At 37.9% G+C, this 12,086-nt stretch carries 10 protein-coding genes; 6 read left to right on the top strand and 4 right to left on the bottom strand.

The genetic code is table 11. From position 1 onward, the window contains the following. Positions 1 to 45: 45 nt before the first annotated feature. Positions 46 to 1,317 (top strand): class I SAM-dependent methyltransferase, encoded by a 1,272-nt coding sequence (locus AC1M84_RS03215; protein WP_481594414.1) that lies wholly within the window; start codon positions 46 to 48, stop codon positions 1,315 to 1,317. 28 nt (positions 1,318 to 1,345) lie between these two features. Here the strand turns inward: AC1M84_RS03215 and AC1M84_RS03210 are convergent, their stop codons facing one another. Together AC1M84_RS03210 and AC1M84_RS03205 are read right to left on the bottom strand one after the other, a co-directional pair. Further along, positions 1,346 to 2,347, bottom strand: a complete 1,002-nt coding sequence (locus tag AC1M84_RS03210; RefSeq protein ID WP_481594413.1) for a hypothetical protein — start codon at positions 2,345 to 2,347, stop codon at positions 1,346 to 1,348. 17 nt (positions 2,348 to 2,364) lie between these two features. Continuing rightward, positions 2,365 to 3,375 carry an alpha/beta fold hydrolase gene (locus tag AC1M84_RS03205; protein ID WP_481594412.1) on the bottom strand — a complete coding sequence of 337 codons (1,011 nt, stop codon included), beginning with the start codon at positions 3,373 to 3,375 and terminating at the stop codon, positions 2,365 to 2,367. A gap of 321 nt (positions 3,376 to 3,696) precedes the next feature. Between AC1M84_RS03205 and AC1M84_RS03200 the strand changes: the two genes are divergently transcribed. Next, on the top strand, positions 3,697 to 4,311 hold the full coding sequence (locus AC1M84_RS03200; RefSeq protein ID WP_035266649.1) for a carbonic anhydrase: 615 nt from the start codon (positions 3,697 to 3,699) through the stop codon (positions 4,309 to 4,311). 76 nt (positions 4,312 to 4,387) lie between these two features. Here AC1M84_RS03200 and AC1M84_RS03195 read toward each other — a convergent pair whose 3' ends face one another. Then, the gene (locus tag AC1M84_RS03195; protein WP_481586523.1) at positions 4,388 to 5,032 is read right to left on the bottom strand and encodes an arylesterase; all 645 of its coding nucleotides are present in this window, start codon (positions 5,030 to 5,032) and stop codon (positions 4,388 to 4,390) included. 41 nt (positions 5,033 to 5,073) lie between these two features. Here AC1M84_RS03195 and AC1M84_RS03190 point away from each other — a divergent pair, with 41 nt between their 5' ends. Then, on the top strand, positions 5,074 to 5,787 hold the full coding sequence (locus AC1M84_RS03190; RefSeq protein ID WP_373683294.1) for an ABC transporter ATP-binding protein: 714 nt from the start codon (positions 5,074 to 5,076) through the stop codon (positions 5,785 to 5,787). Next, a complete protein-coding gene (locus AC1M84_RS03185; protein ID WP_481594411.1) occupies positions 5,784 to 8,270 on the top strand; it encodes an ABC transporter permease in 2,487 nt (828 codons plus the stop codon). Before AC1M84_RS03190 ends, AC1M84_RS03185 begins: the two co-directional genes overlap by 4 nt. A gap of 31 nt (positions 8,271 to 8,301) precedes the next feature. Here AC1M84_RS03185 and AC1M84_RS03180 read toward each other — a convergent pair whose 3' ends face one another. Next, positions 8,302 to 9,114 carry a rhomboid family intramembrane serine protease gene (locus tag AC1M84_RS03180; protein ID WP_481594410.1) on the bottom strand — a complete coding sequence of 271 codons (813 nt, stop codon included), beginning with the start codon at positions 9,112 to 9,114 and terminating at the stop codon, positions 8,302 to 8,304. A 76-nt stretch (positions 9,115 to 9,190) separates the two neighbouring features. On the opposite strand from AC1M84_RS03180, the gene mtgA reads away from it, so the two are divergent. Further along, the gene (gene mtgA / locus AC1M84_RS03175; protein WP_481594409.1) at positions 9,191 to 9,865 is read left to right on the top strand and encodes a monofunctional biosynthetic peptidoglycan transglycosylase; all 675 of its coding nucleotides are present in this window, start codon (positions 9,191 to 9,193) and stop codon (positions 9,863 to 9,865) included. Between the two features lie 124 nt (positions 9,866 to 9,989). Next, positions 9,990 to 12,068 carry a polyphosphate kinase 1 gene (ppk1, locus tag AC1M84_RS03170; RefSeq protein ID WP_035266707.1) on the top strand — a complete coding sequence of 693 codons (2,079 nt, stop codon included), beginning with the start codon at positions 9,990 to 9,992 and terminating at the stop codon, positions 12,066 to 12,068. The last annotated feature ends 18 nt before the right edge of the window (positions 12,069 to 12,086 follow it).

Here is a 12,086-nt window from a genome sequence, read left to right as displayed (position 1 = left end):
GAATCTCACTCCAAGCTTTGAATAGTCGAGTTTAGAAGGAAAATAATGAAGCGCGTCGATGGCTATGTGGTTGACACCATCTATCCTATGTTTTTTTATCCAGAGATGCAGCCAATTTGGCTGAGTACAATCAGCCAATTTCAAGGTTATATAGCGCCAGATATATCTCAAAATTTTCGATATTTAGAGTTAGGTTGTGGTTGTGGTCTTAACTTGATTGTGGCAGCAATTGCAAATCCGCACGCTGAGTTTGTCGGAGTGGATTTTAATGACAAACACATACAACGAGCTACAGAGCTTGCTCAATCCTTACAGTTAAGCAATATAAGATTCTTAAATATAGACTTTGAAAAATTTAACAAAAATAATAATGAAGTGTTTGATTTCATTGTCTGTCATGGAGTGTATTCTTGGGTTTCTGAACACAATCAATATTTTATTAGGCAGATTCTAGATAAATCTTTAAAGGACCAAGGGCTATTCTATTTACACTATATGTGCTTTCCTGGATCCGCTACTTTACAGCCTATTCAAAAAATCTTTAACTTGGTTGATAAAAATACGTCTCAGCAATCTGCTCAAAGTATTGAATTGTCTACAGCACTAGTGAGTGAATTAAATCGGAGAGGCGCTTTTATTGGATATGACAAAATACAAGGAATTGTGAATACATTAAAAAATGATACCAATTATCTCGCTCACGAACTTTTAACTAATTATTGGCAACCCCTTTATAGTGTAGATGTACATGAGATTTTAAAGATCGAAGCTGATCTATCATATATTGGGAGTGCAGTTCCAACTGAAAACTTAGATTCTCTTAGCATTCCAGTCGACTTGCAACAGTTGATATCAGATGTGAATATTTCGAATACAAAAGAGTATCTAAAAGATATTGCTCGGGATTCAAAGCAGCGTATGGATTTGTTTCAAAAAAAATCAGTGAATTACCGTTTTGAAGACCATTTAGGAATTTTACATAAGATTAGATTAGATCTTATTCTTAACAATGAGCGATTGGATAATATTAATTTAAAAACATCAATTGGCCCAATTCAAGCTCCGAAGGAGGTGATCAGTGCAATTATTGAAAGTTTAAGAACAGGTTCTAAAACTTTTCAACAGTTACATCACCTTCCTTGTTTTCAGCAAAATTTAAAACTACTTGTTGAGAGTATATTTTTATTGATGAATTGCCATTATATCTACCCTATAAGCGAGCATAGAAAATCAAAGGACCTACGTAAAATAGAACGTCTCAATTCATGGCTGAGTGAGCATCAAATTCAGATTCAAATACCGACGACATATTTCTAATAAACCGCTCTAAGGAGCGGTTTTATAATTAAGATGTGAGAATACTTAGTGCAGATTCAGAATAGTAGAATTTTTCAAGATATACACGTGCACGTTGTTTAAGGTGTTCACTAGAAATCATATGCTTAATTACGGGGCAGAGTAGAGCACTTAATTCATTTTGAACAAGGCTTTCGTTGATATTGATATCTTGCATGATCAGATCAAAAGAGCGGTCTTGATTATGGCAATACCACGTGTAAATACCATCGTGTACTTGTTGCTTTAGATATTCAGTTTGACGGAGGTTGTCCCAAATATCATGTCCCATTGCCACAGTATTTGGTAGATCATTGATCTCAACATAGTTTTTAACAGCAGAGAGTGGGACTTGCTTTATTTTGTGCCAAAGATTGGCTTGAAAGTGGTATAGCTTATTATCATCAAAGTGTTGGTTAATCACTTGTTCGCTAATTTGACTGATCTTGATAATATTTTTTTGAAGATAATGTTTGACCGTATCATCAAGATTTGAATCAGTGACACTTTCAAGAACTGATTTCCCCATTTTCATAAAGCGACCGACACCAGGTACTTTTTTATTCATCACTGAATTATCAATATAATCCTGAATAGAATGATGGATTAACTCGGTGAGCATACTCGAAAATGCGGGATTGTTCACAATACGTTTAATTAGAGCTTGGCGGTGAGCACTTTTAGATGAAATATAAAGTGCAATTCGATCAATGGTGTGAACCGAGATAATATCTTCGATTTGAGTCGTTTCATTAAGCGGGTGAACCAACGCAAATCGAATATGCTCCGCAATCTGTTGAATGAGAGAATCAGTTGCAGGTGTATTTAGAATTTGTTTTTGAAGCAGTGCATTAATTGCCTCGAAAGACCAAATTTGCTTTAAAGGTTGTTTTCTAAACCATTGATAAAAATATAAAAATTCATTTTCAATGGTGTCATCTTGAGAAAATTCATGATCAAGAAATGCCAAATGTGCCTCAATCAACTGTTCGATTTTAGGATTTTTTTCCATGAAAATTCTCAATATCCTTAATTTGATGATGACGTTTTAACGGTATTCATCTTATTTAAAAAACTTAAGTAATGTTGCGCCACAAGATCAGGTCTTTCTACGATAGGTGTATGACCAATTTGATCTAATAGAATAGGGGGATGTGCTTTTTTTAAGGCGGTCCCTAATTCATGTGCAACTTCAACATTTACTATCTGATCTTGTTTTCCCCACAAAATCAATGTTTCAACCTCAATATTTTTTAACAATTGAGCAAATGATTCAACGGTGTACTGTTGATTGAGTTTAACAAGCTGATGAATCAACTCAGATGTATCCGCCGCGCGTTGAATAAGTGCTTGCTCTTGTTGTTTCTTGATTAAACTGGGTACGAAGGGAGCTTTATGCATGACTCTCCTAGAAACATAATTCAAGTCACCAGGTTGTGAGATTAAAAGCTGCTTTAAATAAATTGGGTTATTGAGGAAGAATGTTTTGTTGCTTCTGAATAATCCACCGGCACTGATCAGAAATAAACTTTTCATTTCTTGAGGATATTTAGCAGCATACATCAGTCCGATTGATCCACCGACAGAGTGACCCGCGAGATTAAGCTGGTTTTCAATGCGTAATGCTTCTGCAAAACGACGTAACTGTTCAGTCAGATGAGGAAGTGATAAGTCAAATCCTTTTGGTGTTAGCGTTTGTCCACTTCCAGGCAAGTCAACAATAATGACACGATATTGCTGTGTGAGATTCCGAGCGACATGATTCCAACTGTCTCGATTCATGCCTATACCATGAATGAGCAACAAGGCAGGTCGATCAGCAGGACCACCTTCGCTATAAGACCACACAACATCTCCGACGCGAATCGTTTTATTGGATAGTCCTGCCCAAGCACGTTCTTCATTTAAAACTTTTTGATAGTCGATAAATTCAACAGTATTTGCTTGGGTAGATGAGATACCGAGGCTGAGCATTAACGCGAGTAAAATGCAAAATAAATGTTGATGCTTTAATATGGGTAAAGGAAAATGAACAAACATGCAGGTGAAATCCCTTAAAACAGGGCGACATTATAATCAAGTGACTTTTATAAAGTAGTAGTTAAAAGTAAAAAAATAAATCCTATTTTTGTGATAATTGGTTCTCGATTTAAATAAGTTTTGCTTCATAAACATAAATTTGAGCATTGAGTTAGGTGCATAAGTGTTTCAGTAAGGAATGATCATAATCATCAGATTTGAAGAAATTGAAGATATTTTTAGCAATTAACAAAAATTGTAACAGAGTTTAAATTTTGTCAGTGACAATCAAAAAGCACAGTATTAAAATTACCTCAAACCTTGATAAACCATGGATACAAGATGCTAACTGCACAAGAAGCTTTAGAACGTTTAAAAATTGGTAATCAACGTTTTGTTGAAGGTCAAACCAAGCATCAACGATTATTGACGCATCATGAGCGTGCTCAGATGGCTGAAACTCAAGAGCCATTTGCGATTGTATTAGGATGTTCTGATTCACGTGTTCCAGCTGAAATGGTTTTTGATCAGGGCTTAGGTGATTTATTTGTTATTCGTGTAGCAGGCAATATCGTAGCTCCATCTCAAGTTGGAAGTGTGGAGTTTGCAGCCGAAAGTTTTAATTGTCCTTTAGTGATTGTATTAGGTCATACACATTGCGGCGCAATCGACTCAACGATTGAAGCATTACGTAATCCTCAACAACCGCCATCTGTTAATTTGATGTCTATTGTCAATCGCGTACGTCCATCAGTCGAAATTTTAATGCAAACTGAGTTAAAAGATGATTTGAAAAAGCTTTCAGTACACGCGGTTCGCTCAAATGTTTTTGCTTCAGTTAACCAGTTGCGCCATGGTTCTGCGGTGTTGGAAAACTTGATTGCACAAGGTAAATTAAAAGTTGTAGGTGCAGAATACTCACTTGAAACAGGTGAAGTGACATTCTTTGACTTCTAATATCAGCATTTTAAAAAAGCCAGCTTAAGCTGGCTTTTTTATTGATTGGGATTTATGGATCTATATGTCTATAACTTTATAGAGCGCCTTTAATATAAGGATATGCATTATTTAAGAGTTTAGGTTGAGCTTGTTCATTAGGATGAATCAGATCTTTTTGCATGAGTTTATTATTTCCAGCAACACCTTCTAGAAAAAAAGGGAGCAACTTCACATTAAATTGCTGGCTCACAACTTTATAATTATTTTCAAAGGCTTTGCTATACGCTGAGCCATAGTTTGGAGGAATCTTCATGCCAAATATGAGTACTTTGGCATTAGATTTTTGGCTCAATTGAACTAATCGAGTTAGGTTTTGTTGAATCATTTTTGGAGGTTGACCTCGTAAACCGTCATTACCTCCCAATTCAATTACGACAATATCTGGTTTGTGTGTTTGTAGCAATTTAGGCAAACGTGCTAATGCACCACTGCTTGTTTCACCACTGACACTTGCATTGACCACTCGATGTTGTTTCGGATACTGTTGATCAAGACGTTTTTGCAAAAGATTGACCCAACCTTTCTCGGTGGGTACGCCGTAACCAGCACTTAAACTATCACCAAGAATAAGGATAGTTTTTGCAAAGCTATTGATCGGTAAAAGAAACAGACAACTGCAGATAAATAAAAAGGCAGTTTTTCTCAACGTAACAATATTTAAACTTTGACTGATTTGCATAAAGGCTTTCTATGGTTCGTAATGACTCAACTTCTTCAATCATGCCACAAGCGTTAATTTCTGCACAGCAATTGACACAAACGATACAGATCCAACAAAAAAAGTTGACGATTTTTGAGAATCTAAATCTACAAATTTATCCTGGCGAGCAAGTCGCAATCACAGGCAGATCGGGTTCTGGAAAATCTACACTCTTGGGAATTCTGGCGACATTAGATCAGCCAAGTTCAGGAACATTGTCGATTAATGGTATAGCAGTTGAGCAATTAAGCGAAGAGCAACGCGCTCAAATTAGACTTGAAAATATTGGTTTTGTATTTCAATCCTTTCAGCTTTTACCTTCTTTATCTGCGCTTGAAAATGTCATGTTACCGCTGAGAATTCAAAAGAATTTTGATTATGCCAAAGCAGAACAACAAGCCCTTTATTGGTTGAACAAAGTGGGTTTAGATCGTCAAAGTACTCAAACACCTAAAGTACTGTCTGGGGGAGAACAACAACGCGTAGCAATTGCACGCGCTTTAATTGCTGAGCCCAAAATTGTATTTGCGGATGAACCAACGGGAAATTTAGATGGGACGACAGCCCAGGAGATTGAACAGCTTTTATTTGATTTGAATCGGGAGCTGGGCACTACATTGGTTTTAGTCACCCATGATCAAAAGCTAGCACAAAAATGTGAGACGCATTATGAATTGATCGATGGTCAATTAGAAAAAGTGCAAGGCGCTTCAGCTTCTGGAGAGCGTGTATGAGTGCGCTATTCAAACCTTTGTTGAAGCAAAGTTTTGCTAGCACAGGGATTTATTTGCTCATTTTTGCATTGAGTCTCGCGATTAGTGCGACAACCGCTTTAAAGTTCAGTAATGATCAGATTCAACAAGCTGTTTCATTGCAGGCTGCTAAGCTTCAAGCTGCAGATCTAGTGTTGAGTGATCAATATCCGCTCAATGAAAAATTTAAACAGAAGGCGAACCAACTCAATCTACAACAGTCCCAAGTGACGGTTTTTGGTTCAATGGCACATACTGATGAACAATTTGTCATGGTGAATGTCAAAGCGATTGAGTCCAATTTTCCGCTACGTGGTGAACTCATTATTCAACCTGATCAAACTGCTATTCGGTCAGAAGAGGTATGGCTGAGTCAACGTGCTTTAGATTTATTAAATGTCAAAATAGGGGAGAGGGTTCAAATCGCAGATGCGAGTTTTACAGTCACAGGAGTCACTGAAAAGGATTCTAACCAAGAACTCGGATTTTCAGCCTTTTCACCTACAGTGATCATTTCACAATCTGATGTTGCGGCAACCAATGCGATTCAGCCTGGAAGTCGTATCGAATATCGTCTGCTTATGTCTGGTGAGCCGAATAGACTTAATGAGTTTACGGCTTATTTTGATCAGCTCTATCCTAAAAAAATGATTGAACCAAATGCAGATGATCAGCAAGCAATGGAAACCCAAAGCTCAATTCGCTTGAGAACTGCGGATGAGGCGAATACCCGGTTGATGCGTCCAATTGAAAATCTAGATACTTTTTTACAGCTTGCAAACATTCTTACAATTTTACTGTGCGGTATTGCAATTGCATTGACCAGTCAACGGTACGTTCAACAAAATCAAGATCATGTTGCTTTAATGAGATGTATGGGGGCTGCAAAGTTCCAAATTCTTAAGAACTATATTGCATTGCTTATGATTGTCGTCGCAATTTCGATGTTCATCGGTACTGGATTGGGGATTGGTCTAGGCTATATTTTATTGCAGTTTATGTTGCAACTAATTCCGCATTTAGACATCCAATTTAGCTTGTTTGATTTGGTTTTGGGTCCTTTGCCGATTGCAATATTCACCAGTGTCATTGTGATGTTTGGATTTATTGTCCCAAGTTTGATGCAGCTCTTAAATACGCCTCCAATTCGTGTTATCCGTGAGGATGTTAAATCTACGCGTTCTCTCTTGACCTTATTGGGAGCGGGAGCTGTAAGTCTTATTTTATTTTGTATTTTGCTCACTCAAAATATACAGCTCTCATTGCTCGTTATCGGTACGATCCTCGCATTGTGTGCAAGTATGTTCAGCATAGTTTGGTTGCTATTAAAGATGATCAAATCTTTGAAAAATAGTTGGTCAGCCTATGTACGTGTACCTAATCAAACAGCACTTCAAATTACTGCACTTGCATTAGGTCTGAGCCTGATTACAGTTCTTGTAGTATTAAGGACGGATCTATTAGAGCGTTGGCAGCAACAGTTACCTGAAGGTACGCCAAATCAATTTATTTATGGTCTTCCTCCATTTGAAGTTGAGCAATTTAAAGCTCAGATCGAAAAAGAAGGTTGGCCAAGTACACCCTTGTATCCGAATATCCGCGGACGCCTAATTAAACATAATGGTCAGCCATTTTCGGAATCATTAAGAGCGCAAAATAACTCACTCAGACGAGAGTTGAATTTGACTCAAGTTCAAGGCTATCCAGAAGATAATGTCATTGTCAGTGGACAGCCGCAATTGCAGCAGGTGGGAGATGTTTCTGTTGAGGCAAATCTTGCTGAAGAGTTAGGAATAAAAGTGGGTGATCAACTCAGTTTTAGCTTGCCAGAAGGCGAACTTCAAGCCAATGTTGTAAATTTAAGAACAGTCGAGTGGGAAAGCTTCAGTCCAAATTTTTTCTTCATTTTTGCACCGAATACGATGGATGAAAATGCTGGAAGTTATTTAGGAAGTTTTTTTGTACCTCAAGATGAAAAATCCAAGTTGGTCAATCTGATTCAGCAGTTCTCAAATACTGTATTTATCGATGTTTCCTTAATTTTAGAGGAAATTAAAAACTTAGTATCTGTTCTGGTTCAGATTATTACCATTCTTGCGCTTCTCGTCAGTGTTTCAGGTTTTTTGGTGTTGATTGCTTGCATTAATTTATTGATGGATGAGCGAAAGCGAGAAGTCGCGATTTTAAGATCATTTGGCAGCTCAAAATCCAATTTGAAAAATATGCTGAGTTTAGAAATTGGATTTATCGGCTTTATGGCTGGCTTAGTATCGTGTTTTTTTGCTGAGGTCATCAGTGCGATCGCCAGTTATAAAATGGATCTCGCAATACAACCGCATTGGGAAATCTGGGTGATTCTACCTATGAGCATGATGATCTTATGTGCGCTGATTGGTCGTTATCGTTTAAGCTACTTAACTGAGATTCCTCCATTAAAAAGCTTGCGCGAACTCAATCAATCATAAAATTTATGAGGTCTAAAAAATGCAATTGGAATTAATATGCCAATTGCATTTTCATTTGCTGCAACATTTTAGCCCAAATGGGTTGTATTCCGCTCACTAAGCCTAAGTTATATTGATACATGAGCCAACATAAGAAGATGCCTAGAGGAAGTACCACGATGGTGGTGGTGAAGCCTAGTCTAAATCGTTGACCGATGTACCAACATAAAGCCATGACTGCACCCATCAACATTCCACCAATATGCGCTGCATTATTTATTCCAGGGATCATGAATCCCATACCAATATTTAATGCCAAGATGATCAGCAGCGATTTACGATCAAAGAGAAATTGTTGTTGTGGTAAAGGGGGAAAAAGAGATAAGAGCGTTAAAGCACCACCTAAACCCATAACGGCACCTGATGCACCTGCGGATACACGTGGAAATAAATCATGGTTGACATGCTCCAATAGCTCGTAACTATTCCGAATATCAATCAGTCCACTGACCAAGCTTCCCATAATGCCTGCTAATAGATACAAACCTAGAAAATAAACATGCCCAAATGTTTTCTCAGCGACATTGCCAAAGATATACAATGCCCACATATTGAGCATTAAATGAATAAGACCAAAATGAAAAAATGTACTGCTGAAGATCCGAAGGGGTTCCTCTAAATAAGTCAGCGGTGCATAATCAGCACCCCAGCGTAAAGCATCTATTGTTGCTGGGTTTGATACATCCACTCCGCTAAAGATTTGCCAGATAAAAAGTCCAACATTCAGTGTAATGAGTAAAAACGTAATCTGACTTAAGGGTAGACGTGATTGGCTTTGAAATTGGGGTGGTTGCATTTCAGTCATGTCATTGTATTCTGTGATAATGATATGGATTAAGGTCAAGCATGCACTAAGCTAACAAAAGGAGCAACACACTGACATGAAAGCATTTATTGTTCGAACTTTATTGGTCATTGTCAGTATCATCCTTGTAATTCAACTATGGATTTTTTCAAGTCTTGCATGGTGGAGAACCAATGCTGTTGATACAACGATGCTCATGCGTTGGACATATTGGACCGACAGTTCGAAGCCTATTCAGCATCAATGGCGTGATTATGAGAATATCAGTGATCATCTGAAACGTGCGATTATTGCAGCTGAAGATGCTAAATTTATGCAACATCATGGTTTTGATTTTGACGGCATAAAACATGCTTTGGAAAGAAATAAAGAAAAAGAACAAGTGGTTGCGGGTGGATCTACCATTTCCCAACAATTATCCAAAAATCTATTTTTATTTAATAAGCGTTCTTTTTTACGTAAAGGACAAGAGGCTGTCGCTACTGTCATGATGGAGCGTATGTGGTCAAAACAACGCATTCTTGAGATATACATGAACTCCATTGAATTTGGAGATCATATTTTTGGTGTGGAAGCTGCAGCACGTCATTATTTTGGAAAATCGGCAAGCAGTCTAACACGTGAGCAAGCCGCATTTTTGGCAGCGATCTTGCCGAATCCGCGTTATTATCAACACCACCGTCAAGATCGTAAACTCAAAAATAAACAGCGAATTATTTTGCGTTACATGAATGCTTCAAGAATTCCGTGAGATGTAATTGTCTAAAAAACTTTCGTGAGATCAAAAATGCACAGTGATCATGTGCATTTTTTATGAAAATGTCATAAATTTGAAGCATACTTAAGACAGATCTTTAGCATGCAGGTTTTGTGGTATGAATACCGCGATGACAAATACTCCAACTGAATATACTTATAATGAACGATATATCAATCGTGAACTTTCGATTTTAGATTTTCATCTTCGTGTTTTAGAACAAGCGGTTGATCCATTGCATCCATTGCTTGAGCGAATGAATTTCTTATTGATTTTTTCAAGAAATATGGACGAATTCTTTGAAATTCGTGTTGCGGGTGTCATGGAGCAATTGGAGCTCGGTAATGAAAGCCGTAGTCCAGATGGGTTAACACCAAAGCAAGTTCTTGAGAAAATTTCTCAGACTGCGCATGCTGCAATAGAGCGTCAATATCGTATTTTGAATGATGAAATTTTTCCAAAATTACGTGAAGAAGATATCTGCTTCTTACGTCGTGGAGAGTTGACACCTGCTCAATCCCAATGGATTAAAAAATATTTTCAGGAACAAGTTGCGCCAGTACTTACTCCAATTAGTTTAGATCCAGCACATCCATTCCCGCGTTTAGTCAACAAATCACTCAACTTTATCGTCACGCTAGAAGGTAAAGATGCTTTTGGACGACAGATTGATTTAGCCGTTGTCCCTGCGCCACGTTCTTTACCACGTGTGGTTCGTTTACCTGACGAGTTAACCGATGGTAAAGAACACCACGTGATGCTGTCAGCGATTATTCATGAGCATGTCTCTGATTTATTCCCAGGAATGACTGCGACAGGATGTTATCAATTCCGTGTGACGCGAAATGCGGATTTAGCCCTTAATGAAGATGTCGAAGATTTGGCAAAAGCATTAAAAGGGGAGTTAAACTCTCGTCGATTCGGACGTGCTGTCCGTTTAGAAGTGACAGAAAATTGTCCAAAACATATTTATGATTATCTTCTCAACGAATTCGACTTACATGAAGAACAATTATATAAAGTCGATGGACCTGTGAACTTGGCACGTTTAGTGTCTAATTTTAAACGTCCGCATTTGAGATATGACTCCCATACGCCGGTCATTCCTAAAGTATTAAAGAAGTCTGAAAATGTTTTTTCTGCAATGAAGAAACAAGACATCCTTTTACATCATCCATTCGAATCATTTGCCCCAGTTATTAATTTATTACGTGAGGCAGCACGAGATCCACAAGTTTTAGCGATTAAGCAAACATTATATCGAAGTGGGCCTGATTCTGAGATTGTTCAAGTTTTGGCTGAAGCTGCACGCAATGGTAAAGAAGTCACAGCTGTCATTGAGCTTCGAGCGCGATTCGATGAAGAGTCAAATATTGCGGTAGCAAATGTTTTGCAAGAGGCTGGTGCTGTGGTGGTTTATGGCATCGTAGGCTATAAAACACATGCAAAAATGATTCTCGTTGTGCGCCGTGAAAATAATAAATTGGTTCGTTATGTGCACTTAGGTACAGGGAATTATCATGCAACCAATGCCCGGATCTATACCGATTACGGATTGATGACAACGGACAAAGAGCTTTGTGAAGATGTGCATCGTATATTCCAAGAGTTGACTGGAATGGGCAAAATGGCAAAATTGAAGAAATTACTTCATGCGCCATTTACGTTGCATACACAGTTAATTAGTTATATTGATGAAGAGATTGCTCACGCCAAAGCGGGTAAGCCAGCTCAGATTATTGTGAAAGTGAATGCGCTGACTGAAGTGCAACTGATTAATAAACTTTATGAAGCATCACAAGCTGGTGTGCAGATTGATTTAATCATACGTTCAATTTGTTGCTTAAGACCGGGTTTACCAGGTCTTTCTGAGAATATCCGTGTGCGCTCTATTGTTGGACGATTCTTAGAGCACACACGTGTGTATTATTTTGGAAATGCAGGGCAACCACGACTGTATTGTTCAAGCGCAGACTGGATGGATCGTAATTTATTTAATCGTGTTGAAGTTTGTTTCCCTGTTGAGGATCCAACTTTGAGAAAGCACATTTATCAACATGGTTTATTGAATTATATGAAAGATAATCAACAAGCTTGGTTGTTAAATGGTGATGGAACTTGGTCACGTGCGCAATGCGATGAAGGTGAGACTCCTCATAATGCGCAACATAAATTGCTTGAACTCTTTAAATCTTAAATGATTTTTATAAAAAAA

Source organism: Acinetobacter sp. 24-47-66 (genome assembly GCF_056779755.1).
Note: the sequence above shows the minus strand (reverse complement) of the source record. Positions and strands in the feature narration are given on the sequence as shown.

What these genes read in the sequence shown, in the direction of transcription:
- AC1M84_RS03215 (WP_481594414.1), top strand. Translation starts at nt 46, where the DNA reads ATGAAGCGCGTCGATGGCTATGTGGTTGACACCATCTATCCTATGTTT.
- AC1M84_RS03210 (WP_481594413.1), bottom strand. Translation starts at nt 2,347, where the DNA reads ATGGAAAAAAATCCTAAAATCGAACAGTTGATTGAGGCACATTTGGCA.
- AC1M84_RS03205 (WP_481594412.1), bottom strand. Translation starts at nt 3,375, where the DNA reads ATGTTTGTTCATTTTCCTTTACCCATATTAAAGCATCAACATTTATTT.
- AC1M84_RS03200 (WP_035266649.1), top strand. Translation starts at nt 3,697, where the DNA reads ATGCTAACTGCACAAGAAGCTTTAGAACGTTTAAAAATTGGTAATCAA.
- AC1M84_RS03195 (WP_481586523.1), bottom strand. Translation starts at nt 5,032, where the DNA reads ATGCAAATCAGTCAAAGTTTAAATATTGTTACGTTGAGAAAAACTGCC.
- AC1M84_RS03190 (WP_373683294.1), top strand. Translation starts at nt 5,074, where the DNA reads ATGCCACAAGCGTTAATTTCTGCACAGCAATTGACACAAACGATACAG.
- AC1M84_RS03185 (WP_481594411.1), top strand. Translation starts at nt 5,784, where the DNA reads ATGAGTGCGCTATTCAAACCTTTGTTGAAGCAAAGTTTTGCTAGCACA.
- AC1M84_RS03180 (WP_481594410.1), bottom strand. Translation starts at nt 9,114, where the DNA reads ATGACTGAAATGCAACCACCCCAATTTCAAAGCCAATCACGTCTACCC.
- mtgA (WP_481594409.1), top strand. Translation starts at nt 9,191, where the DNA reads ATGAAAGCATTTATTGTTCGAACTTTATTGGTCATTGTCAGTATCATC.
- ppk1 (WP_035266707.1), top strand. Translation starts at nt 9,990, where the DNA reads ATGAATACCGCGATGACAAATACTCCAACTGAATATACTTATAATGAA.